This is a genomic window from Xanthomonas vasicola pv. musacearum NCPPB 4379 (genome assembly GCF_000277895.2).
Classification (GTDB): Bacteria; Pseudomonadota; Gammaproteobacteria; order Xanthomonadales; family Xanthomonadaceae; genus Xanthomonas; species Xanthomonas vasicola.
The window spans coordinates 1,327,245-1,352,665 of the sequence record NZ_CP034655.1; the positions used below are offsets into that span (position 1 = coordinate 1,327,245).

A 25,421-nucleotide genomic window follows, 5' to 3' on the forward strand; every position below is an offset into this window, starting at 1 on the left:
ATCGTTGCTGATGGAGCAGTCGGCGCCTGCAATGAGTTGCCCGTCGGCAGTCTTGGTGTCGACGCGAATCGGCTGAGTCACGTCATTCATGACCGTGGCGCAACCGCTCAACGCAGCAATGGCAATGGCTGGGTCACTAAATGCCGCACCTTTTTTTCCTGGCGTAAGACACGGCGGAGCCAGGCGGCAGTGCGCCGCGTGCTTGGTACACCCGTGCGTGATCAATCCTCATTGCCAGCGCATCGCGGGACGGCTGACATTTCATATCGGGATTGTGCGCCGCCGTCCAGTCGCGGCCACCAGTGTTACGCGACCGGAGTGACCAGTACGCGGTGCTTTGCCATCACGCTGCGGATCGCGCTCAGCAGTTGCTCGGGGGTATAGGGCTTTTCCAGGAAGGCCACGCCGTTGGGCAAAATCTCTTCCACGTACTCGACTGCCAGGCCGGAGGTCAGTAGGACGGGTAGGTTGTACGGTGCATGCGCCGTCTTGAGCGCCAGATCCACGCCGGTCAGACCGCCCGGGAAATGGATATCGGAAAACAGCACGTCAACGCGTGGATCGCTTTCGATCAGGGCCAATGCTTCTTCGACCGAGCCGGCACTGCGGCAGGTGAAACCGTAGCTCTCCAGCACAAGGCAGCTGAGTTGTCGGGTGCCGTCGCCGTCTTCGACAACGAATACAACCGGCCGTTCCTTGTTCTGTGGCATGAGCAGGTCTCGTAAGGCAGGCCACATTCTCAGCGATGCGGCAGTGAACCCTCCGTCAACGCAGACGGATCCGTATGGTTACCAACCAAATGGGCCACGTCCGTAGCCGCCGGGGGCGTATCGCGGGCCAAAGATAGAGCCTTCGCCACGTCCCACACTGATGCTGACGCCGATCTGATGCGCCTTGCCGTCGTCGTCGTAATAGGTCTTGCAGGAATTCAAGTTGACCGCCTGCCAGTTGCTATTGCCGCCGTGGCTGGAATAGCCCAGCCCGGTTTCCGCCGCGCCATGCAACTTGCCCTGGCATTGCTCGGCGCGCTCGGCAGCGATGGATGCGGCGCTTGGCCGGGCCAGCGCCGGCTTGGGGCCGCTCTTGTCGCCGTAGAAGGTGCCCGGCGGGTCGGTGCTGTATTCCGGATCGGAGCGGAGCTGCACCGGGGCTTGTGGAAGGCTCAGGTCCAGCGAGCGTGGTGTCGCCGTTTCGGCGTTGCCATCACTGGCTTGGGCCAACGCGCTTCCGGCGGCCACGCTGCCGGTGGCGAACAGAGTGACCAGGACAAGCAGGCTACGTTTCATCGGTTGGACTCTACGAAGAGGGTCTGGCAGCGCGTGCCAGCTCACTGGGTGAAACTAGCAATGGCCGATTGAATGCGCGCTGTCGATCTTGCGGATTTTTGTGCCGCCGGCGGTGTTGCAGTGACACACGCTGTTGCATCAGCCCTGTTCGCGCACGATCTCGATCAGCTGCGCGCCGTAACGTGCCAGCTTGCCGCCGCCGATGCCGCCCACCCGCGACAGTGCGTCGATGCTGGTGGGCCGTTGTTCGGCGATGTTGCGCAACGTGCTGTCGTGGAAGATCACGAATGCCGGTACGTTCTGTTCCTTGGCCAGTTCTGCGCGCAGGCCGCGTAAGGCGTTGAACAACAACAGATCTTGCGCCTGCACAGGCAGACCGGTGCGCTGCGCGCTGCGGTCGCGTCCGGCGGCCGGGTTTTCGCGGCGCATCATCACCTGGCGCTCGCCCTTGAGTACCTGGCGGCTGGCATCGGTGAGGCGCAGGCCGCCGTGACCCTCGCTGTCCACTTCCAGCAGGCTGGCGGCCACCAGTTGGCGAAACACGCCGCGCCAGGTGCGTTCGTCCAGGTCGCGGCCGATGCCGTAGGTGCTTAGTTGATCGTGACCCAGCTGTTTGATGCGCTCGTTCTCACTGCCGCGCAGGATGTCGATCAGATGGCCCACGCCAAAGCGCTGCCCGCTGCGGTAGACGCAACTGAGCGCTTTCTGCGAGGCCACCGTGGCGTCCCAGGCGGCGGCCGGCGTCAGGCAGTTGTCGCAGTTGCCGCAGGGCTTGGGATAGGTCTCGCCGAAACCGGCCAGCAGCACCTGGCGGCGGCATTGCATGGATTCGCAGTAGCCCAGCAGGTGATCGAGCTTGGCGCGTTCCAGACGCTTGCGCTCCTCGGCGGCTTCGCCTTGTTCGATCATCTGCTTAAGCAGCACCACATCGCCCAGGCCGTAGCAGAGCCAGGCTTCGGCAGGGTCGCCGTCGCGGCCGGCGCGGCCGGTTTCCTGGTAATAGCCCTCCAGCGATTTAGGCAAGTCCACATGTGCCACGAAGCGCACGTCCGGCTTGTCGATGCCCATGCCGAAGGCGATCGTGGCGGCCATGATGATGCCGTCCTCGCGCAGGAAGCGGCGCTGGTTTTCTGCACGCACCTCGGCTGGCAGGCCGGCGTGATAGGGCAGCGCATTGAAGCCCTGTGCACACAATTGCTGCGCGGTTTCTTCGACCTTGCGTCGCGACATCGCATAGACGATGCCTGCAGAGCCGCGGTAACGGCCCAGAAATTCCTGCAGCTGTTTGCGCGCGTTGTCCTTCTGCACCACGGTGTAGCGGATGTTAGGGCGGTCGAAGGAACTGACGAAATGGCGCGCGTCTACCAAATCCAGGCGCTCGGCGATTTCGCGCTGGGTCGGCGGGTCGGCGGTGGCGGTCAGCGCCATGCGTGGGATGTGCGGCCAGCGCTCGTGCAGCACGGTGAGCTGGCGGTATTCCGGGCGGAAATCGTGGCCCCATTGCGAAACGCAATGCGCCTCGTCGATGGCAAACAGCGCGATGCGGCTGCGTTCCAGCAACGAGAGGAAGCGCTGGGTCAGCAGCCGTTCCGGCGCGACGTACAGTAGGTCCAGATCGCCCGACAGCAAGGCGCGTTCGACGCGCTGGGCGTTTTCGGCATCCAGGGTGGAATTGAGAAATTCGGCGCGTACGCCGAGCTGGCGCAGCGCTTCGACCTGATCCTGCATCAGCGCGATCAACGGCGAGACCACGATGCCGATGCCATCGCGCAGCAGCGCCGGCACCTGGTAGCACAGCGATTTGCCGCCACCGGTGGGCATCAGCACCAGAGCATCGTTGCCGGCAGCGACGTGTTCGACGATGGCCTGCTGTGGTCCCCGGAAGTCGTCGTAACCGAAGACGCGGCTGAGCAGTTCGTGGGCGGGGGAAGACATCCGCCTAGGATACCGCGCAGGTCAAGTTCTGGTCGGGGTGCTGTGGGGCGGAGCTGCGCGAAGCCGCATCAGGGATTGCCGTGATGCGGCTGGTGGGTTGACCAGCGGTGCGTTAGGAGTTGGGAGCAGTGAGTTGCACGAGGCTTCGCCCCGTACCCCCACCCCAACCTCCGCTGCGCGCCCCGGCCCGCGCTTGCGGCGCGGGCGCTGCAAGGCCCGCGCGCCAGTGGCGCGCATGCTGTGCCCTCTCGCCCCGGTGGGAGAGCGCCTTAATGACTGGCAGTCGATGCGCCGAGTGAGGCAAAAGAATGCTGAACACTCCAGAGCCTGTGCAACATGTGCTCCCTCGTTGTGAACGTGATCACGACAGCTCCCTGAGTCAGGGGCGCTCCGAAGGCGCGGGGTGCGGCCAGGCAATTGAGCAGGGGCCCCAGGGTTTCGCAATTGCGAAACCCTGGACAAACCCGAAGGGGCGAAGCCCAGAGGGCTTACTGCAGCAGCGAGCGCAGCATCCAGGCGTACTTTTCGTGGGTCTGCAGACGCTGGGTCAGCAGGTCCACGGTCGGGTCGTCGCCGGCGTCGTCGGCGGTGCCCAACACCTTGCGTGCGGTGCGGCAGACCGCTTCATTGCCGCTGACCAGCTGGCGCACCATTTCACGCCAGTCCGCGCTGTCGCTCAGGCCCGGCTCTTCGGCGATCGAGGTGAGCGCAACGAATTCACGGTACGAGCCCGGTGCGTTGTAGCCCAGGGCGCGGATACGCTCGGCCACTTCGTCCAGCGCCGCCCACTGCTCGGTGTACTGGGTTTCGAACATGGTGTGCAGCGAGTTGAACATCGACCCGGTGACGTTCCAATGGAAGTTGTGGGTCTTCAGATACAAGGTGAAGGCGTCAGCCATGTAGCGGGCCAGACCGTCGGAGATCTGCTTGCGATCGCTGTCCTTGATCCCGATATCGATATGTGGTGCCGACGCAGCAGCGACCGGCAGGGCGTCGCTGATGACGACGGGCTTGTTGGCGTTCTTTTTCTTGGACATGGGATGGTCCTTACGGGGTTGATGTCGTTGGCAACTGATATGGCGTCACAATAGACAGGCTAAAGGATCAAACGTCATTCAATCTTTCACATTTTTCGATCAATGAGCGCTATCGACTCCGACCTTGCCCACACCTTGCGTGAGCGCCGCCGTGCCGTGGATGGCGCGATGAGCCGCGACCGTGGCCGCTTGCTGGGCCTATGGTCGCGCTGGCAGGGCAAACCGGGCAACCCGCAGGTGCGCGATGCGTTCGAGCAGGCCCTGGCCGCGTCGCAGGCGCAGCGCCAAGCACGGGCCGAGCAACAGCCCGCCATCACACTGGACAACCAGCTGCCGATCGCGCGCGAGGCTGAGCGCATCATCGCGCTGATCCGCGGCCATCAGGTAGTGGTCATCGCCGGCGAAACCGGTTCGGGCAAGACCACCCAGCTGCCCAAGCTGTGTCTGGCGGCAGGCCGTGGGGCCGCGGGCATGATCGGTTGCACCCAGCCACGCCGGATTGCCGCACGTGCGGTAGCTGCGCGTGTGGCTGAAGAGTTGAAGAGGCCGCTGGGCAGCACGGTGGGCTTCCAGGTGCGCTTCACCGATCGCGTCAGCGAGCAGTCGCAGATCAAGTTCATGACCGACGGTATCCTGCTGGCCGAAATCGCCAGCGACCGTTGGCTGTCGTCCTACGACACCATCATTGTGGACGAGGCGCACGAGCGGAGCCTCAACATCGACTTCCTGCTGGGCTATCTTAAGCAGTTGCTGCACAAGCGCCCCGATCTCAAGTTGATCGTTACCTCGGCCACCATCGATACCGAGCGCTTCGCACAGCATTTCGACAATGCGCCGGTGATCAGTGTGGAAGGCCGCACCTTCCCGGTCGAAGTGCGCTACCGGCCGCTCGAAGGCGATGTGGGCGACACCGACGATGGCGAACATGGCAGCGGCCAGGACGGCGAGCGCAGCGTCAACGATGCGATCGTGGCGGCCATCGATGAGATTACCCGCATCGACCCGCGCGGCGATGTGTTGATGTTCCTGCCGGGCGAGCGCGAGATTCGCGATGCGCACCAGTCGTTGGAACGGCGCAAATACCGCGAAACCGAAGTGGTGCCGCTGTACGCGCGGCTGTCGGCAGCCGATCAGGACCGCGTGTTCAATCCCGGCCCGCGCCGACGCCTGGTACTGGCCACCAACGTGGCCGAAACCTCGCTGACGGTGCCGCGCATCCGCTATGTGGTGGATCCGGGGCTTGCCCGCGTCAAACGCTACAGCCCACGCCAAAAGCTGGACCGCCTGCATACCGAGCCGATCTCGCAGGCCAGCGCCAATCAGCGCATGGGCCGTTGCGGGCGTATTGCCGAGGGCATTTGCTACCGGCTGTATGCCGAAGCTGACTTTGCCGCGCGCCCGGCCTTTACCGACCCGGAAATTCGACGTTCCTCGTTGTCCGGCGTGATCCTGCGCATGCTACAGCTGGGGCTGGGCCGGATTGAAGACTTCCCGTTCCTGGAAGCGCCCGACGAACGCGCGGTGGCCGATGGCTGGCAACAACTGCTGGAACTGGGCGCGATCGATGCCGAGCGGCGTCTGACCGCAACCGGCCGCCAGATGGCGCGCCTGCCGGTGGACGTCAAGTTGGCGCGCATGCTGGTGGCCGCGCAGCAACATGGTTGCCTGCGCGAGATGATCATCATCGCCGCGTTTTTGGGCATCCAGGATCCGCGCGAGCGCCCGCCGGAAGCACGCGAAGCTGCCGATAACGCGCATGCGCTGTTTGCCGATGCGCGCTCTGAATTTGTCGGCATCCTGCGCTTGTGGGATGCGTACCGGCAGGTGCATGAAGATCTCACCCAATCCAAGTTGCGCGACTGGTGCAACCGGCATTTCCTCGGCTTTCTGCGCATGCGCGAATGGCGTGAGCTGCATCGGCAGCTGCGGCTGCTGTGCGAGGAACTCGGTTGGAGCGAGGAGCCGGCCAATGTGGTGCTGGCGCCGCTGCTGGCCGGTGCGAGCGCGCCCGCGCGCGAAGATGGCCACAACGCCAACCGTCCCACGCGTGGACAACTGCACCGTGCTGCACGGCTGGCGCGCGAAGGCAAGCCGAATCCGAATGCAACGCCTGTGCAACACGCACCTGCAGCGGCAAACAAGCAGGCCGAGATTGCCGAAGCATCGGCGCGTACCACCGAGCGCGAACGTGCAGCGGCGTATCAATCGTTGCATCGCGCGCTGCTGGCGGGTCTGCCCACGCAGATCGGTCATCGCACCGAGAAGGGCGATTATCTGGCCGCGCGGCAGCGTCGCTTCGTGCCGTTTCCGGGCTCCGCGCTGGCGCGCAAACCGCCGCCGTGGATTCTGGCTGCGACACTGCTGGACACGCAAAAAGTGTGGGGCATGACCAATGCCGCGATCGAGCCGGATTGGGCCATTGCCGAGTTGCCGCATCTGCTGGCGCGCAAGCACTTCGATGCGCATTGGTCGCGTGCCCAGGGGCAGGTGGTGGCGTCAGAGCAGATCAGTCTGTTCGGGCTGGTGCTGGCGCCGAAAAAGCCGGTGCACTTCGGCAAGATCGATCCGGCCGCGGCGCATGACTTGTTCGTGCGCCAAGGCCTGGTGACCGGCGAAATCAACACGCGCGCCGCATTCGTCGCCGACAATCTCAAAGTGCTCGATCAAGCACGCGAAGAAGAGGCCAAGCTACGCCGCGCCGGCATCGTTGCCGACGAAGGCTGGCAGGCGCGCTGGTATCTGGATCGCATTCCGGCCGAGCTGCATTCGGCCAGTGGTCTGGATGCGTGGTGGAAGACCTTGCCGCCGGACAAACGCCGCAGCCTGCATTGGTCGTTGAACGATCTGCTGCCGGGCGAAGGCAGCGAGGCCGATCGCTTTCCGAAGTATTTTCCGCTTGGCGATGCGCGCTTGCCGTTGCATTACCGCTTCGAGCCGGGCGCGATCGACGACGGCGTGACCCTGGATGTGCCGTTGCACTTGCTCAATGCGCTGGATCCAGCGCGGCTGTCGTGGCTGGCGCCGGGCTTCGTCGCCGACAAGGCGTCTGCGTTGATTCGCAGCCTGCCCAAGGTGCAGCGCCGCAATTATGTGCCTGCACCGGATTTCGGGCGCGCGTTTTACGAGGCCTACAGCGTTGCCTCGGCCGACGATATCCGCGGCGAGCTGGCGCGCTTTTTGACCAAGGCCACCGGTACGCAAGTGGCAGCGCTGGATTTCGATGAAGAAGCGCTGGACACGCACCTTCTGATGAATCTGCGTCTGCGCGACGACGATGGCAAGGTACTGGCCGAGTCGCGCGATCTGGACGGGCTGCGTGCGCGCTTCGGCGAACGCGCCGGACAGGCGTTTGCTGCGCGGGCCGGGCGCGCACTGGCCGCCGAAGGCCTGCGCGATTTTCCGAGCACGCCGATTCCCGAGCAGGTGGCAGGCGAGGCCGGTGTGCCGACGTACCCGGCGCTGGTGGATCAGGGCGACAATGCGGCGTTGCGCATCTTTGCCGACCGCCGCGAGGCCGCGCGCGCGCATCCTCGCGGCGTGCGGCGGTTGCTGGAAATCGCGTTGGCCGACAAGATCAAACAAGCACGCAAGCAATTGCCGGTATCGCCCAAGACGGGGCTACTGTATGCGGCGATCGAATCGCAGGAACGCCTGCGTGGTGATCTGGTCGATGCCGCGCTCAATGCCGTGCTAGCCGATGGCCTGGGTGCCATTCGCGACCCCGGCGCATTTGCGCAGCGCCGCGACGATGCGATCAAGCGGCTGTTCGGCGAAGCGATGGAACGGTTGCAGCTGGCCGAAAGCATTCTGGGCGCGGTGGCCGAACTTAAACCTTTGCTGGAAGCGCCGTTGATGGGCTGGGCACGCGGCAATCTGGACGACATGGAGCAGCAGCTGCGCGCATTGGTGCATGCCGGCTTCCTGCGCGACACGCCGGCCGACGCATTGGCCAATTATCCGCGCTACCTCAAGGCGATGATCCTGCGTACCGAGCGTGCCAAGCGCGATCCTGCGCGCGACCAGGCGCGCATGCTGGAGCTCAAGCCGTTCGTGGATGCGGTGGAAGAGGCCGCCGCACGCGGGTTGCAAAACCGCGAAGAATGGCAAGCGCTGCGCTGGGATCTGGAAGAACTGCGCGTGTCGGTGTTTGCGCAGGAGCTGGGTGCGAAATCCGGCGTATCGGCGAAGAAGCTGTCGCAACGCGTCGCTGCATTGCGCAGTTGAGCCTTCGCGTAGGGCATGCGTCTGAAGGAAGCCGTGTGCGTTTTTCAACGCGCGCGGCTTCCGTCTTCAAGGCGAGATTAGCTAACAAACCCTAACGAGCAGTCGTCAGGTGAGCGTGGACGGCGCACTCAGAATCGGCGTGTACAAGTGATACACGCCGATTTTGAGTGCCGGCCGCGCGCGCCTACCGGTGAGCGCAGTGGTGTTGCTAGCTGCACTAAAACTTCACGTGCAGGCTGGCCATGTAGCGGCGTCCACTCTTGTAGCGGCCGGCCAGATGGTCCTTGTCGCCCAGATACTGCAGGTATTGCTCGTCCAGCAGGTTCTGCGCGTCGACCTGCAACGACCAGGTGGGGCTGAAGGCATAGCCGACGCTGGCGCCGAGTTCGGCGTAGTCATCCACGCTTGCCGGGGCCGCACCGGCCACATACCCACCGGCCAGATAGCTGTCGCGCCAGTTGTAGGTCAGCCGCGCATTGAGCGGGCCTTTTTCGTAGTACGGGCTGAAAGCGATGCTGTTGCGCGACTGATAGGGCAGGGCCTCGCCAGTGTTGTTTTCGCCGGCGGTATAGGTGTAGTTGGCGGTCAGGCCGAAGCCGCTGTCGCCGAACGGTTGCTGGAAGGAGATGTTGAAGCCTTTGACCTTGCCATCGCCAGCATTGCGCGGCCGCTGGATGCTGTAGTCGCAATAGCCATCGGCGGTACAGCCATTGCTGCCCACCAACTGCGCCCAGCTTTGCGGTGCGGTATCGCGCAATGCGTTGTACTGGCGCTCCACGCTGGCGCTGGTGTCGATGTAGTTGTCGATCTTCTTGTAGAACAGCGACCATGCCACCACCGCTTGCTGCGCGAAGTAATACTCGGCAGAGAGATTGAAATTCCAGGATTCGTACGGCGATAGCTCTGCATTGCCGCCGCTGCCGGTCAACGTGGTGTCGTTGAGAAAGGTGTTGTTGACCATCTGGTTGTACGGTGCCCAGGCGATGACCTTGGCCGCAGCGAAGCGGAACACCCAGTCGTCGCTGGTGTCGTACGACAGCGTCAGCGAAGGCAGCAGAAAGTCCTCCTTGCGGGTGCGGGTCTGCCACAGGCTGTCCGCGTTGGCGAGCGAGGGCGTGCCGCTGTAGACGAAGCCGCTGCCTTCGCTCTTGGAATCCACATAGCGCACGCCCAGATTGCCGCGCAGCCCGCCGCCGGAGAAATTGAGCTGCGCATACGCTGCGTTGTTGATCTGCTGCAACGCCCACGTGTTGTTGAGGTAGCTGGCAGGATCGGGCGCGCTGTAGTCGATCGGGCTGTTGCGGATCCAGTTCAACACATTGTTGCGGCCTGCCTGCACATGCTGGCCGTGATCGGGATAGAAGTGCTGTAGATCGGTCAGCCCGATGGTGCCGACATCGGTCAGGGTGCCCGGGGTGACGCCGCCATAGACATTGAGTTCGAAGCGCTCGTCATGCTTGCCGTGGCGCACGCCCAGCAGCAATTGATTGAACACGCCGTCGAACTGCAGATTGAAATCCAACTGGCCGTAGGTGTCCTTGCTCTCGGTGGAGAAGATGCCGTTGTTGCCGAACCAGCCGCCGGCCGAACCCCAGTTGGCGGGGTCACGTGCCGCTGCCGGATCGTCGAAGCGGATGCCGCGGCGGGTGTCCCAGCTGAAGCCGCCGTTGTAGAACGGCTCGATGAAGTATTGCGAGAGGTCCTTATTCTCGGATTTGCTCTGGCCGACCTGTCCATTCAAGCCCCAACCGTCGCCGCGGAAGGCGCCGCGCAAATCCAGCCCCTTGGTGGTCACTTCCGATTCGCGTACGTTGTTGTCGTAGATCACCGTGCCGCCGAGCGGGCTGGCATTGGCACTGGAATGGCCACTGGTGACCACCCCGTTACGGACGCCGCCGAGCTGGTCGACCGCCGCCACCGTGCCGGGATTCCAGGTGAGAAAGCTGTACATCGACTGGTTGTAGTTGTCGAAGTTTTCGTTGATGTACAGACCGCTCAGATTGAACTCCAGCGCATCGTTGGGCTTGAGCTGCAGGTTGACCACGGCACTATCGCGCTCGCGATCCTGCTGGAACCAGGCTGCGTTAATCGAGTTCGGCACATCCGCCTCGGCAGGCACGCCACCTGCGGCATTGGCGAAGGTGCTGGCCGGTGCATAGCCGAATACTTCCATGCCGCGGCGGTCCACGCGTTCTTCGTAATGCTGCGCCGACACTGCGATGCCGAAGGTCTCGGCCGCGTTCTTCCAGCTATACAGCAATGCCGCATTCGGTTTGCCCTGGCTGGCCTGGTCGCTGTAGCTGTAGCCGATGGAGGCGGCCACTTCATTGACCTTCAGATCTAAAGGCTGGCGCGTGTGCATCAGCACCGTGCCGCCCAGGCTGCCTTCGGTGAGGCGCGCTTCGGAGGATTTTAGGATTTCTGCACGGCCCAGGATCTGCGGGGCCAGCAATGTGTAATCGAAACCGCGGCTGGGTTGTTCGCCATACAACCAGATCGCCTGCGCGACCGGGTGCCCGTCCAGGAACGACAGATTGAGGCTGGGGTCGGTGCCGTCGATACTCACGCGCTCGCCTTGCCCGAAGCGCCGGTCCAGGGTGACGCCGGGAATTTGCGAGAGCGCTTCGGCCACGTTGGTGCTTGGGAATTTGCCGATGTCTTCGGCAGTGATCGCTTCGGAAATACCAGTGTTGTTACGTTTGGTATCGAGCGACTTTTCCAGGCTGGCACGGATGCCGACCACCTGGACAGCGTCCAGGTCGGTGGCTTGCGTGCCAGCGCTTTCCTGGGCTTGCGCAGCGAATGCCAGCGACATCGCAATGGCGCTGGACAGCAGGGTGACGCTGTATTTCATGATGTCTCTCCTCATCACGCACAGGGATGGACGGCGGGCTGCTGCTCGCCGGATGCGGGGTCGTGCAAATGCGCGCTCGGGGTGGAGCGCGTGGTGGATCGCTTACGACACGCGGGTGTGGTGTTGCACATACCAGTTGGCCGCGCCAAGCACGCCCAGTTGCCCGTGCTCGACCAATTTGACCGGGATGCGTTCGAGCACTGCGCGCATGTTGCCCTTGGCCAGAAAGCGCTCGGCAAATGTGCTGCCGGCCAGGAACTGGCCGATCGTCGGCAGGAAGCCCCCAGCCAGATAGATGCCGCCGGCAGCGCCGTAGGCCAGCGCCATGTCGCCGACCGCGCTCCCTAGCAGGCCGCAGAAAAGCTGCAAGCATTCGCGCGCGAGTGCATCGTCTTCGTGCAGCGCTGCGTGCGTTACGGCGGCGGGCAGGTGATGACGCGGCATTGCGGCATGCAGCTCGCAGACCGCGTCGTAGAGATGCAGCAGGCCCGGACCGGAGAGGACGTGCTCAAGTGGCAGATAGTGCCGGCCACGTAACAGGATCTGCAGCAATGCGTATTCTTGCTCGTGCGCGCTGGCCAGCGCAACCTGACCGGCTTCGGTGGCCAGCACGATCGCGCGTGGCTTGGCATCGATCCACACCGCGGCCCCCAAACCAGTGCCGGGGCCGACGACCAGAATCGGTCCGCTGGCGCGCGCGTGGCGCGGCGTCGGCCCGCTCAGTTGCAGCACGGCGCGTTGTTCCATCTGCGGTGCCGCGTAGGCGACTGCTTCGAAATCGTTGACCAATTGCACGTTGCGCACTGCCAGTGCGGCGCCGATGCGGCTGGGCGAGATCGTCCAGGGTAGGTTGTTGCTGATGAAGCTGCCATCGTCCAGCGCCACGCCGGCACTGGCGATCACCACTGCATCCACACCACGCCGTTGTTGCATGAAGTCCTCGAGGATGGCTTCCAGACTGGCGTGTTCGGCGCAGCGGTAGGTGCGGTAACGCGACATCTCGATGGCTGCGGCGCTGGCCTGCACTATGTGACCTAGACGCACATGCGTGCCGCCGACATCGGCAGCGATGAAGCTGGTAGCAACGGGCACAGCGTGCGAAGCAGAGGCGTCAGCGGAACCCGAAATCGCAGCCACATTCAGTCCTTTAGTCCGTCTGATCGGCCAATGCCGTCAGCGAGTAGGGGCCTGTGTAGAAGTTGGTGACAACGATGTCAATGGATCAGTCGGGTTGGATCGATCTTGATGGCGTACTCAAGTGCAAAAATGTGCTGCCTGACGTTGTCTGTGCGGACTTCGTTGCGCAAAGCGGACAAGTGCGTCCAACGTGCCTGAGTCGTTTGATGCGAAACGGGCTCGATAAGCGCGTGCGTTGTGCTCAGCCGACAGCCCCGTGTTTCGGCGGCTATCGCCACCCACCCAACTTCAACGATTGCTTCAGCGCACGGCAGCACCGCTGGTCGCCCCAGGCAACGTGCTGCAGGCGGCGTTGTCGGTGGGCGGTGGCCGGGTGGGGTAACGCTGCTTGCCGAGCACATAGGCCTGGCTGGTGGCAACGAACCCATCCGCGTAGGTGGCTTCGACGAAGTACGCGTTCCAGCCGGCCTCCGGAACCTGCACCGGCACCGAGACCGTGCTGCCGTTGGTGAGCGCAATGGGCGTGGCGCTGTAGCGAATGCCGCAGGCATAGCGAAAGTCGCGCGCCTGCGGATTAGTCGCGCTCCACAGCTGCATCCGCGTTGGTCGCTCGGAGGAGCGGAAACGGATCTGCGGCGCCTTGCCCGGACGCAAGACATCGCTCACCTGCGGTAACGGGCGCTGCTGCTGCAGACGCGTTATAAATGGCGCCAAGGTGTCGACGATGGAGGCGCGGATGTTGTGCGCACTATTGGGCAGTGCGCGCAGCGCCTTGCTGCCCGGCAGCGCGTTGTAGAAGAACTGGGTGTTGTCCGGCAGGAAGAAATCGTCGCCGCTGGCATTGACGATGTACTTGGGCACTGCCAGCCGCTTGCGATATGGCGTGTGCAGATAGCTCAGCGGATCCTGCAGCTGCACCAGTTGCGCGAAGGCCGGGGTCTGCAGTTGTGAGGTGATTCCCTGCTTTGCATAGGCGTTGAACGCAATCGGCCAGTTGCCGCCATAAGTGTGGGACATATGCGCCAGCACTGCCGGCATGTTGAGGATGTCGATCACGAACGGCACCACCGCGTCTACGCGCTGGTCGGCGATGGTGGCGTGCCAGCTGGCCCAACCGCGTTTGGAGGCGCCGGCAAGGACGAAGCGATGGATTCGCAACGGTGCCAACTCGCGCTCGGCCAGGCTCATGGTGCGTGCAATCGCGGCCGCCATCGGCACATGCAGCGGCATGGTCTTGCGCTGCTGCGGCGCTTTCAGAAACAGCGACCAGGTATAGGCCACACTGTCGTCTTCGCGACGTAGGTTGGCATCGCCTTGGTAGCTCAGTGCCTGGTTGGGAATATCGCTGAGCGCGACCACCACGGTACGGGTGCGCTGCGCTAACGCCGCCAGCGCCTCGGGTGGCAAGTCGCTGGCCGGCTGCGCCGTACTGCCATCCACCGGATGACGCGTGCCGTTGGTTGAGATCACGACAGCGCGTGTGGGCAGCGCCTCTTTCGGCACGTAGATCGCCACGTCGTGCTGCCAGCGAGCCGGCGTGACCAGTCCTTCGGGCGACCAATCTTGCGAGGTCAGCAGGTAATCGCGTCGCTCGACACCGCCGACGCTGCTGGTGGCAACGCGCGTGTAGATCAGCGGTTGTTGTTCGATTGCATCGTGGTAACACACCAATGCCTGGCCGAAGCCCACCTCGGTTGCACGCGCGCAGCGCTCTACCGGTGATGCAGCAGCAACGGCTGCATCAGCGGATGCGATACCTGCGAAAAACATCAGGGACGACAGCAAGGCGACGCTGCAACGGGTAATCGAGCGCATGCATATTCTCCGGATGTCGTGCGTCTGCCAGCGTGTTTGCGGGCAATCGCGCGGGGACCGCGTGGCCAGCAATCGCGTCAGCTAGGTGTGGTGGGTGCAGTGTGAGCAGGAGTGTACGTGCGGTACCTATCGATACCGGGCACAGCACCCATCGCTGGCAAGCATGTGCTGCGCTTCCAGCTGCTGAGCGCGATGACTCAGTGCGCCGCTTCCCCTGCGCCAAGCGTCGTGAGTAAGCGCCCACGTTTTCGGCTCGTCTGCCGGGATCAACGCTACTTGCGCATGCACTGCTCTGCAGCAAAGCGAAAAATCGGCAGCTGCAGTTACATGGTGCGGGCGCGACGCCCAGCACCAGCATTCGCGTAGTGCGTGCCAATTCCAAGCACGGCGACCGCCATCGGCAGCCGCGCGATGTTAGCTGCTGCGCTTACTTGATCCGCCGCACTTTGGCCGGTGTGTTGTAGCCCTCGATCTGCAGATACCACACGCCCACCAGGCCCGGCTTGATCTTGACCTTGGGTGCGTTCTTGCGCACGCCGGACAGACTGGCCGCATCGGTCTGCTCCCAGTCCTGACCGTTCGCCAGCGTGTAGACGCGCCCCTTCGAAAAGCCCTTGAACTCGCCAACCAGCGTGCTCTCGATTGGCTCCTTGCTGCCGAAGTCGAAGAAGCCGCGGTTCTTGATCATCACTTCCTGGCGGCCGGCTTCCTTGGCCTGTTCGACCACCACCGCGGCCTCCTTGGCCACCTTGCCCTGTAGCCAGTCATTGAGCGCAGTCAGTTCGCTGGCATTGAGCTTGTCCAGACCGGCGGCCTTGAACTGTTCGGCACTCATTTGCGACTGCAGATTGCCTTGCACCGCGCGTTGCGCCAGGGCGGGGGCGGCATGCAAGGCCAGGGTCAGGCAAACCAGCAAGGGAATGCGGCGCGCGAGCGACATGGAAGCCATCCGAGGAAGAAGAGGTGGCTAGTGTAGACGCTGTCGGCTCCGGCCGATGCGGCTTACTCCAGCGTGTCGGTGGTGGCTGGGGCCAGGCGTTCGGGGCGGCGGTAGATAAACGCCGGTGCCGGCGATGCCGCCTCACGCTCGGCGGTCGCGCGGATATGAGCATGCGCGGGCGACCGTTCGCACACCGGGTCCAGCGTGGCCGCATCGCCGCTCAGAGCCAGCGCCTGGCAGCGGCAGCCGCCCCAGTCGATCTCGCGCTTGGGGCAGCCCTGGCACACCTCCGGCATCCATGCGGTACCGCGGAAGCGCACGAATGCCTCGCCGTTGTTCCAGATATCGGCCAGCGAGCGCTCGCGCAGATTGTCGAAGTGCATGCCTTCGATGGTTTCGGCGGCATGGCAGGGCAGCACATCACCGCGCGGAGAAATATTGACGAAGCGCTGGCCCCAGCCGCCCATGCAGGGTTTGGGCTGGCGCGCGTAGTAATCGGGAGTGACGAAATCAATCGCCAGGCGGTCGCCGAGCGCGCGACGCGCCGTTTCCACCGCATCGATGGTGGCCATCAGTTGCTCGCGGCTTGGCATCAGCGCGGCGCGATTGCGCAGCCCCCAGCCGTAGTACTGGGTATGCGCCACTTCGATACGCTCGGCCTGCCATTCCAGTGCCAGCGCGATCATGCCCGGCACGCGCTCGGCATTATGGCGGTGCAGTACTGCGTTGATCGTCAGCGGCAGGCCGCGCGCGCGTACCGCAGCGGCAAAGTCGCGCTTCTTCGACAAGCTATTGCGGTAACCCGCAATGCGGTCGGCGCCGGCCGCATCGACGTCCTGCACGCTTAGCTGCACGTGTTCCAGCCCCGCAGCCTGCAGTTGGTCCAGCATCGGCTCGCCGCCAGCAACACCGGAGGTAATCAGATTGCTGTACAGCCCCAACGTGCGCGCGTGCGCCACCAACTCGGGCAGGTCTTTGCGCAGCATCGGTTCGCCGCCGGAAAAATGCGCTTGCAGCACGCCCATCTCGGCGGCCTGCTCCAGCAGCGAGCGCCAGCCGGCGGTATCCATTTCCTCACGCAGCGCGGCCAGCGCGATCGGGTTGGAGCAATACGGGCATGCCAATGGGCAGCGATGCGTCAGCTCCAACAACACCGACAGCGGTGGCGGCGCCGTGCTCATAGCCGCAGCAAGCGTTTCTGATGCAGGGTGCCGGTGAGTTCGATCACGTCGGCTTCGATATCCGCCGCATCCGCATCGAATTCTGCGGCCAGCTCCTGCGCGATCTGCGCCAGCGAGCGCGTGCCGTCATAGCGTTGCGTCACTACCAATGCGATCTCGTCCAGCTCGACCACGCGCTCGGGTGCTAGCAATACCCATTGGTTGCGTGCACGGTCGTGCTGCAGGCGCACGCCTGCACGCAAGGCCGGTTTGCTATCGCGGGTAATGTTGCTCACGCCGCAGCCCGGCTGGCGTTACGGTCTGGCACGAAAGCGTCCGGCCACACGATGCCCGGCGTGACGTAGGCCACATGCAATGCATCCAGTTGCGCCCACAGCACGGAGCACTTGAAGTGCAGGGCTGCCTTGACCAGCGCCTGCTTTTCGACCGTGTCGGCATGCTGCTTGACGTAATCGAGTGCAAAATCCGAATCGCGCGGCGCTTCGGTCAGGCGGTGCTCGAAATAGGCCAGCGCTTCGGACGACACGAAGTCGTAATGCTTGAGCATGCCGGCCACGCGCTGGCCAATGATGTTGGGGGCGAACAATTCGGTCAGCGACGAGGCGATCGCTTCTAGCAGGCTTTTTTCGCGCACAAAGTGCAGGTAGGCCTGCACCGCAAAGCGGGTGCCCGGCAGCAGCGCGCGCCCGGATTCCACCAGCGTGCGGTCCAGGCCGAGCGCGTCGGTGAGGTGTAGCCAGCGCGCGATGCCGCCGTCGCTGGCGCTATTGCCGTCGTGGTCGAGAATGCGTTGCCGCCAGATCCGCCGCAGCGCCGGATCTTCCATGCGCGCCAGAATCGCGGCGTCTTTCAGCGGAATGCAGCGCTGGTATTCGAAGCGATTCAAGGCCCAGGCCTGCACCTGCCCACGACCAAGCTTGCCGTGGTGCAACAGCGCATGGAACGGATGCTGGTCGTGATACAGACGCGCGCCGATGGCACGCAGGTCTGCTTCCAGTTGGTCGGGGCTGAGCAGGGCGGTCACAGGGCGATCTCCAGGCCGTCGTGGGCAACTTCCCACCCGCTGGCACGCGCGCTGGCGAACTCGGGCGACTGGGTGTTGAGCACGGGATTGGTGGTATTGAGATGGATGAAGATTTTGCGCGCCACGTTCAACGGCGCGAACGCGGCAATGGTGCCGTCGGGGCCGTCGATACTCATATGGCCCATGCGTTGGCCGGTCTTCTGGCTGATGCCCAGTTGCACCATTTCGTCATCGCGCCACAGTGTGCCGTCGAAGAACACCAGCTCGGCGCCCTGCAGGCGCGCGCGCAATTCGTCGGTCATCGCAGCGCAACCAGGAATGTAATGCATTCGGTGCCGGCCATCGTCGATGGTGAGACCGAGCGTTTCTTCATTGGAGCCAGCCAGATCGCCGCCGCTGCGCGATTCCATAAACAACGGCACCTTGCCTGGCACAGAGAACGGGGTGAGCTGCAGCCCGCTCAATGCCAGCGGCGTGTCCAGCGCGAACGGCTGCCGGCTCACGTACTGCGGGCTCACGGCGTCGAAGATCGGATTCTGCGCAAGCAAGTCCAGCACGCGACTACTGGCATGCAGCGAAAACCGCTGGCTTTCGCGCATCGATAGCAGCCCGGCGATGTGGTCGATCTCGCCGCTGGTCAGCAGCACCGCCTCGATTGGCAAGTGGCGCAGCCCATGCTGCGGCCACAAGGCGGGTGTCGCGAGAATTTGCTGGCGGAAATCGGGAGAGGCATTGATCAGCACCCAGCGCGCGTCATCGGCGCTGACCGCAATACTGGCCTGGGTACGACGCTGGGCACCGTCTGCTTGCTGCCAGGCCCGCAAACTCGCGGGGGTGTGGCAATTCCACTGCGGGTGCCCACCGCCGGCCGCCGATCCCAAAACAATGATGTGCATGGACGGCTGTTACCTCATCTGCCGGCAACTGCCGGTCATGCATCAAACCAAAGGCGGAAAGCTGAGCGTGAAACGTGCAGGATCAAAACTCGCCGGAGACGTAGCAGTTGATTTCGGCGCCACAGTTGACTTCACGAACGACAGGTTTCTTCCAGGTCTTCATTGGGCTACCTCGCAGTTGGAAAACGTCCCTGGTTGCCGGATGCAACGAGCGACGTGGCCTGAGCATAGGCAGGCGGTTTGGCGCAGTTGTAAAGGGCATGTAAAAAGGTGCGTCGGTGCCGACTTTCGTTTGCGGCATTTTTCCGCCTTGCGGGCCGAGCAGTTACGAATCAAGACGTTGCCGGGTGAACCTGGCATAAGCACGAGCCCTGTCCCGCGCGGTGATCGCCGCACCCATACGCGTTGTGGAGAAGGTGACGCGCACGTTACCGTAGTCGTCAGCCACCTGTTGTTGCCCCCACCGTGTCCACTGTTGTGACCAGTTCCTCATTCGATCGCCTGCAGGCATTGCTGCAGCGCCCCGCTGTGGCCTCGATTGCGCCGGCGTTGCGCGAGGCGTTGGCGCGTGCCTGGCAGGAGCTGCCGCCCGCGCAGACCGACAACGTGCCGTGGGCCTTGCTCGGCGACACCCTGGATGCACTGGCGCTGCTATCTGCCGACGAGGCCACCCTGGTCGCGGCGTTGCTGTTCGACTTGCCCGCCTTACGCGGCGCGATTGCCGACCTGCCATGGCAGCCGGCGGAGCGGCGGGTGGCGGTGGAAGGCCTGCTGGACGGCCTGGATGCAGCCGATCAGGTCTGGGCGCTGCATGCCGGGCGCGAGGCCGGACGCAACAGCGAAGGGTTGCGGCGGCTGCTGCTCTCCATCATCCACGACCTGCGCGTTGTGCCGATCCTGCTGGCACGGCAGCTGTCGCGCATGCGCGTGGCCGACCGTCTCAGCGAAGAGCAGCGTCGCGCGCTGGCCCAGCTCACGCGCGACATCCATGCGCCGCTGGCGAACCGTCTGGGCATCTGGCAGGTGAAGTGGGAGCTGGAAGATCTGGCATTCCGCCACCTGGAGCCGGAGACGTATCGCCGCATCGCCCGCGAAGTGGACGAAACCCGCGTGGCGCGCGAGCGCTATCTGGAAGCGGTCAAGCGCACCTTGTCGGCGGCGCTCGCCCAGCAGGGCCTGGGCGCAGAGGTGAGCGGGCGGCCAAAACACATCTACAGCATCTGGCGAAAGATGCAGAAGAAGCGGCTGTCGTTCGATCAGCTGTACGACATCCGCGCAGTGCGGGTGATGGTCGACGATGTGGCGGCCTGCTACGCCGCGCTGGGCGCGGTGCATTCGCTGTGGGCACCGGTGCCGAGCGAGTTCGACGATTACATCGCCCGGCCCAAGGCCAACGACTATCGCTCGCTACATACCGCGGTAGTCGGCCCGGAAGGGCGCACGATCGAAATCCAGATTCGTACCCACGAGATGCACGCTCAGGCCGAACTCGGCGTGGCTGCGCACTGGAAATACAAGGAAGGCGGCAAGGGCGGCGAAAAAGCTTTCGACCGCAAGATTCTGTGGATGCGCCAGCTGTTGGAACAGGTGCAGGAAGGCGAGCATGGCGAGCTGGCCGGCGCGCTGGATGCCGAGCTGATCGAAGACCGCGTGTATGCGTTGACTCCGAAGGGCGAGGTGATCGATCTGCCGCAAGGCGCCACGCCGCTGGATTTTGCGTATCACGTGCACACCATGGTCGGGCATCGCTGCCGCGGCGCGCGCGTCAACGATCGCATCGTGCCGCTGACCTACCGGCTGCGCAGCGGCGACCGGGTGGAAATCATGACCGCCAAGGAAGCCGACCCGCGCCGCGACTGGCTGCTGGCGTCCAATGGCTTTCTGGCCAGCGGGCGTTCGCGCGACAAGGTGCGCGCCTGGTTCCACAAGCTGGACCGCGCGCGCAACGTACAAGCGGGCAAGGACCTGCTTGATCGCGAACTCAAGCGCCTGGGCCTGCAGCATGCGGATCTGAGTGTCGCCACGCGCAAATTCCACGCCGACAACATCGACGATTTATATATCCAGGTAGCGTTGGGCGATACCGGCCCGAACCAGGTCAGCCGTGCGTTGCTGGAAGCCGAACGTGCCGCCTCGCAGCCGGCGGTACCGGCGCCGCCGCGGCCGACCGCGCGCCGCGATGGGCTGGGCAAATCCAAATTCACCGTGGAGGGCGTGGGCAACCTGCTGGTGCAGCTGGCCCGCTGCTGCCAACCGGTGGCGGGCGAGCCGATTGCCGGCTACCTCACCCGCGGCCGCGGTATCACCGTGCATCGCACCGATTGCGCGGCATTGGCGCGCCTGGCCGCCGCCCACCCACAGCGGGTGTTGCCGGTGGAGTGGGGCAAGGCCGGCAGCGGCTACGAGGTGGATGTGCAGGTGCGCGCGGTAGACCGGCGCTGGCTGCTCAAGGACATCACCAACCTGATCGCCCAGCAAGATGCACACGTGTTGGAAATCAATAGCGACAACGTGCGCGACACGGGCAGGGCGCAGCTGCGCTTGCGCTTGAAGGTCAGCGATTACGACCAACTGTCCGGTCTGCTTGGCAAGCTGGATGCGTTGCCGGGCGTGAGCGAGGTGCGGCGGCTGGGCTGAGTGCGCGGACACTCTTGCTGGCGCTCATCGATTGAAAACAAACAGCGCATAGGGGACGTGCGTTGTGCTTGCCTGACGATTCCCGATTCCCGATTCCCGATTCCCGATTCCCGAATCCCGAATCCCGAATCCCGAATCCCGAATCCCCAAGAGCCCACACCGTCTTCGCAACCCACACCGCTACCATAAGGCGGTGAACGCGTCCCCGTCAGGTCGCGCCAAGGATGGACGCCACCGCATGTCTTTGCTCCCGCGCTGGGTCAGATCGCCCCGCCTTTGGGCTCCACTGCGCAGTCGTGCGCTCTGGCGCGTGGTGCTGGCGTTGGGCGCCTGTCTGCTGCTAACCGTGGTCGTGCTGCGCAAGCCGCTGGCCGATTGGCTGTGGCCGGACACGCGCATCCAGCAATTGCTGCAGCGGGGCGATGCGGCGTTGGCGCGCGGCCAGCTCAGCGCCGCCAATGGCAGCGGTGCGCGCGAGTTGTTCGCTGCCGCGCTTGCGCTGGATAGCGACCGTGGGGAGGCGCGTGGGGGGCTGGCGCGGACCGGCGCTGCTGCAGTGGTGCAGGCACGTGCTGCGGTCGCAGCCGGCGATGCCGCAGCAGCGCAACGCGCGCTGGCGCTGGCCACCGCCCTGGAAGCGCCGCAGGCGCAGATCGCCCCGGTGGCCGCGCGGCTGCGCGCGCTGCAGGCGCGCCGGGTCGGCCTGGATGCCTTGTTGGCGCAAGCGGCGGTGGCCCAGCAGCAAGGCCGCCTGGACGGCACGCCCGACAGCGCGCTGCCGCTGTACCAGCGCATCCTGGCCCTGGCGCCGGACCGCACCGACGCCCTGGAAGGTCGCGAAGACGCTTTGACCGATCTGTTGGCGCAGGCGCGCCACGCATTGGCGCGCGATGCGCTCGGTGAGGCGTCGGCATTGCTGGCCGCGGCCAAGCGTTACGACGCCGGGCATGTCGACATGCCGCTGACGGAAGGTCAGTACCACCGCGTGCTGGAACAGCGCCGTCAACGTGCGCAGGCCTTGCTGCGCCGTGGCCGCCTGGCCCCGGCTGCGCGCGATTTCAACGCGGTACTCGCGGGCGAGCCGGACGATGCAATCGCCCAGCGGGGCCTCGATCAGGTGGCGGACGAGTACGCCGCACAAGCTAGCCGGCAAGCGGCGGATTTCCACTTCGACGATGCCCTGCAATCGTTACGTCAGGCGCAGTTGCTGGTGCCGGGCGCCACATCGATTGTGCAAGCCGAGCAGGCGATTGCGCGCGCGCGCGATGCTCAACGCGGCCCAACTGCGGGCCTGTCGCGCGGCACCCGCGAGCGCCGTCTGCGGGCATTGCTGCAGCGCGTTGCCGATGCACAAACGCAGCAGCACTGGATGACCCCGCCTGGCGCCAGCGCCTACGACGCCGTACGCGCCGCGCAAGCGCTGGCACCGCGCGATCCGCGTGTGCTGCAGGCCGCTGCGCGCGTTGTGCCGGCCAGCCAGCGTTGTTTCGAGGACGAGCTGCGCAACAACCGCCTGCGTGCTGCGCGTGGGTGTCTGGATGCCTGGCAGGCGCTGACGCCGAATGCCGACGCGCTGGCCGGGGCGCGTCGCCGCCTTGCACAACGCTGGGTTGCTGTCGGAAGCGAACGACTTGGTCAGGAGGACGCCGCATTCGCCCGCCGTGCGCAGGACGAAGCGCACCAACTCGATCCCGAACTCCCGGAACTGGCCGAGTTCACGCGGCGGGTCAAGGCTGTCGCCGAGCAGCATTGAACGATTGCTGGCGGTGTTGGCAACGTCAGAGTCTGTCCAACGTGCAGCTCAGTCGATGTTTTAAAGGCACACTTCTGTATCTCAGTTGCAGCGAGCGTGCGCAATGCGCGCGCGAGACATGTTCATGCACCCTGACATGCTTTTCAGCCTCTAATTAAGACTGCAGCGCACTCTGCTACGCGCAATCCTTTTCCCACCGGGAGAAGGTGCCCCGAAGGGGCGGATCAGGGTACGTGCGAAGCCGCGCGATGCGGCGCAGGCGGATCAATGACCAATCACGCAGTGTATTGCGGCATTTCGCGGTACAAACGATCCACCTCACACCGGCACACAACCACCTGCTCACTCAGCAATAAACAACGCCCGCACCGTGTCACGCGCTGCATCCAACGAGAAATGCTCGGCCACGTTGCGCAAGCCATTGTCGGCCAGACGTTGCCACAGCGCTGCGTCCTGATAGAGCCGCACGATCGCAGCGGCGAACGTGTCCGCATCGTCGGCCACGCACACATCTTCGCCATCGCGCAGGTGCATACCTTCCACCGCGCAGGTGGTGCCGACCACCGGCTGGCCGTGCGCCATGCTTAGATTGATCTTGCCTTTCACGCCAGCGCCAAAACGCAGCGGTGCCACCGCGATGCGTGCGCTGTCCATGAACGGAACCAGATCCGGGACGTGTCCATGCAACTGCACGCCAGGGCATTCGTCAGCCAGTAATTTCAAGCCATCGGGCAGGTCGGCGCCGATGCAGTGAAACACCACATCGGGAAGCTGCGCACGGACCTGCGGAAAGATGGCACTGATGAACCACTGCACTGCATCCACATTCGGCGGATGGCGAAAGCCTCCGACGAAGACCAGGTCGCGGCGTTGCGCGAAGCTGTGGCCGCTGCCGGCGACTTCATGCAGGTTGGAAAGCAGGGCAGTGCGCATCTGAGGCGCATCTGCGCGCAGTTGCGCCTGTTCTGCGGCCGATACCAGCAAGGTGACATCGGTGGCCGCCATGATCTCGAGCTCGCGCAGGCGTGTGCGCTCTGCGCTACGCAGCAGATTGGCATCGCCGGCCAACTCGGCACCGCGACGTTCGCGCAGGTAATGCAGGTCGACGGTATCGAACAAGGTGCGTGCCTGTGGCGCGTATTGCTTGAGCAACGGCAGGCAGGCATGTGCCACGTGGTGGCGTACCAATAACACCACCGCAAACCGCGCGCCATGCGTGCGCAGCCAACTGCCGATGCCTTCAAGAAACGGTGCGTACCAGACTTCGATTCCGAGCTGCTGCAATGCCTGCGTGTGGCGCCCGGCGTGTTCGCGGCGGGTCGGCACGAACACGACATGTGCGCCTGCTTCGCGCAGCAGGCGGATCAGGTTGAACTGCCGCAGCGAGCCGGAATCGCGGTCCGGCTGCGGCACGCACTCGTCCAGAATCAATACCTGGCGCTGGCCGCGGTGGAGAAGCGCAGGACCGGGCACACTACCGACCGGCAACTGCGCTTTCAGCGGCTGCTGCCATTTTTCGGCAAAGACACTTTGATTGCGTACCTGGTAAGCCTTCACTCCGGTGCGTGTGTCGGTGCCGTTGCTGGTGCCTTCGTCGTGCACCACCACGCTGGCCGGCTGCACCAGCACTTCATAACCCGTCGCGCGGACCGCAAACGCCAGGTCGGTGTCTTCGTAGTACGCCGGCATGTAACGCCGATCCAGCCCGCCCAGCGTTTGCAACAGCGTGCGTGGCAGTGCGATGGCCGCGCCCGAGCAGTAGTCCATTGCGCGCACATAGGCATAGCGCGGGTCGTCGGACGATTCGAAGCGGCCGTAACTCCAGGCGCTGCCATCGCCGAACACCACACCGCCGGATTCCTGCAGCCGCCCGTCCGGGTACATCAGTTGCGCGCCGACGAGGCCGGCGGTCGGATGCTGGGAAAAGGTGTCGATCAACCGATCCAGCCAGCCGGGCTGCGGAATGGTGTCGTTGTTGAGCAGTACCACGAAATCGCCACGCGCCAACGCGATGCCGTCATTGCAGGCAGCAATGAAACCGCCGTTGCGCGCACGCAGGTGATAGTGCAGGCCGGCAATGTGCGGCAATTGTTCCGCGGTGGCGTCGCTGCTGCCGTCGTCCACCACGATGATTTCCACGCTCACCAACGGCGGATGCGCCGCCAGCGCACGCAGGCAAGTCAGGGTATGTGCGATGTGGTTGTAGACCGGAATCACCACCGACACCCGCGGCGCGGCGCTGTGCGGCAGCGCAAATACGGCGAACGGGGCGGGCTGCGGCAGCCACAACGGCGTGCCGAGCGCGACCGGCGGCGCCTGCGTGTGCACGCGAATACGCTGCCAGGTGGCGCGCCAGCCGCGCGTGCGCATGCTGGCCACGCTGCGGTGGATCAGGCCAAGGACGCGATTGAACAGATAACGCGCATCGGCCAAAGACATCGACATTGCGTTGGAACTCCAGCGTGGTATGGCAGTAAACGTAGCGAGCAGAGAGCGGGGACAACAATCGGCGCGCCTATTAAGAGCGGCTATCAAAACGTAGCGAGCAGTCGACAGGTGGGCGTGGACGGCGCTTAGGAACCTGAGTGTACGAGCGGTACATGCCGATTCCGAGCACCGGCCGCGCCGGCCTTGTGGTGAGCGCAGTCGTTTTGGTAGCTGCTCCAAGCAGTGTACGAGCCGTGCCCGCTGCTGCCGAGAAC

The 25,421-nt window shown here is 64.4% G+C and carries 17 protein-coding genes and 2 other RNA genes; 3 read left to right on the top strand and 16 right to left on the bottom strand.

Going from position 1 to position 25,421, the window contains the following annotated elements; all coding sequences use genetic code 11:
- Window positions 1-305: 305 nt before the first annotated feature.
- The 4 genes from KWO_RS06285 to KWO_RS06305 form a co-directional block, all read right to left on the bottom strand.
- A complete protein-coding gene (locus KWO_RS06285) occupies window positions 306-710 on the bottom strand; it encodes a response regulator (protein ID WP_010364152.1) in 405 nt (134 codons plus the stop codon).
- 78 nt (window positions 711-788) lie between these two features.
- Window positions 789-1,286, bottom strand: a complete 498-nt coding sequence (locus KWO_RS06290; RefSeq protein WP_010364154.1) for a hypothetical protein — start codon at window positions 1,284-1,286, stop codon at window positions 789-791.
- A 138-nt stretch (window positions 1,287-1,424) separates the two neighbouring features.
- A complete protein-coding gene (gene recQ / locus KWO_RS06295; protein ID WP_010364156.1) occupies window positions 1,425-3,221 on the bottom strand; it encodes a DNA helicase RecQ in 1,797 nt (598 codons plus the stop codon).
- A 488-nt stretch (window positions 3,222-3,709) separates the two neighbouring features.
- Entirely contained in the window at window positions 3,710-4,258 is a 549-nt protein-coding gene (locus tag KWO_RS06305) for a Dps family protein (RefSeq protein ID WP_010364158.1), read from the bottom strand.
- 102 nt (window positions 4,259-4,360) lie between these two features.
- Here KWO_RS06305 and hrpA point away from each other — a divergent pair, with 102 nt between their 5' ends.
- Window positions 4,361-8,482: an ATP-dependent RNA helicase HrpA gene (hrpA, locus tag KWO_RS06310; RefSeq protein ID WP_010375140.1), complete on the top strand. Its 4,122-nt coding sequence runs from the start codon at window positions 4,361-4,363 to the stop codon at window positions 8,480-8,482.
- A 79-nt stretch (window positions 8,483-8,561) separates the two neighbouring features.
- On the opposite strand, the gene KWO_RS06315 is transcribed toward hrpA, so the two are convergent.
- From KWO_RS06315 to pqqA, 10 genes are all read right to left on the bottom strand, one after another.
- Window positions 8,562-8,638, bottom strand: a non-coding RNA gene (locus KWO_RS06315) — sX9 sRNA.
- A 61-nt stretch (window positions 8,639-8,699) separates the two neighbouring features.
- Window positions 8,700-11,336: a TonB-dependent receptor gene (locus tag KWO_RS06320; protein WP_010375142.1), complete on the bottom strand. Its 2,637-nt coding sequence runs from the start codon at window positions 11,334-11,336 to the stop codon at window positions 8,700-8,702.
- 102 nt (window positions 11,337-11,438) lie between these two features.
- The gene (locus KWO_RS06325) at window positions 11,439-12,473 is read right to left on the bottom strand and encodes a glucokinase family protein (protein ID WP_010375144.1); all 1,035 of its coding nucleotides are present in this window, start codon (window positions 12,471-12,473) and stop codon (window positions 11,439-11,441) included.
- Between the two features lie 300 nt (window positions 12,474-12,773).
- Entirely contained in the window at window positions 12,774-14,288 is a 1,515-nt protein-coding gene (locus KWO_RS06335) for a PhoPQ-activated pathogenicity-related family protein (protein ID WP_010375145.1), read from the bottom strand.
- A 427-nt stretch (window positions 14,289-14,715) separates the two neighbouring features.
- Window positions 14,716-15,228 carry a hypothetical protein gene (locus KWO_RS06340; protein WP_010375147.1) on the bottom strand — a complete coding sequence of 171 codons (513 nt, stop codon included), beginning with the start codon at window positions 15,226-15,228 and terminating at the stop codon, window positions 14,716-14,718.
- A gap of 62 nt (window positions 15,229-15,290) precedes the next feature.
- Window positions 15,291-16,409 carry a pyrroloquinoline quinone biosynthesis protein PqqE gene (pqqE, locus tag KWO_RS06345; protein WP_010364169.1) on the bottom strand — a complete coding sequence of 373 codons (1,119 nt, stop codon included), beginning with the start codon at window positions 16,407-16,409 and terminating at the stop codon, window positions 15,291-15,293.
- The gene (pqqD, locus tag KWO_RS06350) at window positions 16,406-16,684 is read right to left on the bottom strand and encodes a pyrroloquinoline quinone biosynthesis peptide chaperone PqqD (RefSeq protein WP_010364171.1); all 279 of its coding nucleotides are present in this window, start codon (window positions 16,682-16,684) and stop codon (window positions 16,406-16,408) included. The genes pqqE and pqqD overlap by 4 nt, the downstream gene beginning before the upstream one ends.
- Window positions 16,681-17,433, bottom strand: a complete 753-nt coding sequence (pqqC, locus tag KWO_RS06355; RefSeq protein WP_010364175.1) for a pyrroloquinoline-quinone synthase PqqC — start codon at window positions 17,431-17,433, stop codon at window positions 16,681-16,683. The genes pqqD and pqqC overlap by 4 nt, the downstream gene beginning before the upstream one ends.
- Complete coding sequence (gene pqqB / locus KWO_RS06360) at window positions 17,430-18,329, bottom strand: pyrroloquinoline quinone biosynthesis protein PqqB (RefSeq protein ID WP_010375152.1); 900 nt, start codon at window positions 18,327-18,329, stop codon at window positions 17,430-17,432. Before pqqB ends, pqqC begins: the two co-directional genes overlap by 4 nt.
- Window positions 18,330-18,411: 82 nt before the next feature.
- Entirely contained in the window at window positions 18,412-18,630 is a 219-nt protein-coding gene (pqqA, locus tag KWO_RS23375; protein ID WP_309546627.1) for a pyrroloquinoline quinone precursor peptide PqqA, read from the bottom strand.
- 176 nt (window positions 18,631-18,806) lie between these two features.
- On the opposite strand from pqqA, the gene KWO_RS06370 reads away from it, so the two are divergent.
- Window positions 18,807-20,966, top strand: a complete 2,160-nt coding sequence (locus KWO_RS06370; protein WP_010375154.1) for a RelA/SpoT family protein — start codon at window positions 18,807-18,809, stop codon at window positions 20,964-20,966.
- Window positions 20,967-21,276: 310 nt separating this feature from the next.
- Window positions 21,277-22,719: a hypothetical protein gene (locus tag KWO_RS06375; protein ID WP_026113163.1), complete on the top strand. Its 1,443-nt coding sequence runs from the start codon at window positions 21,277-21,279 to the stop codon at window positions 22,717-22,719.
- 342 nt (window positions 22,720-23,061) lie between these two features.
- On the opposite strand, the gene KWO_RS06380 is transcribed toward KWO_RS06375, so the two are convergent.
- Both KWO_RS06380 and KWO_RS06385 read right to left on the bottom strand, forming a co-directional pair.
- Window positions 23,062-25,164, bottom strand: a complete 2,103-nt coding sequence (locus tag KWO_RS06380; RefSeq protein WP_017113094.1) for a glycosyltransferase — start codon at window positions 25,162-25,164, stop codon at window positions 23,062-23,064.
- A gap of 81 nt (window positions 25,165-25,245) precedes the next feature.
- Window positions 25,246-25,321, bottom strand: a non-coding RNA gene (locus KWO_RS06385) — sX9 sRNA.
- Window positions 25,322-25,421 lie beyond the last annotated feature (100 nt).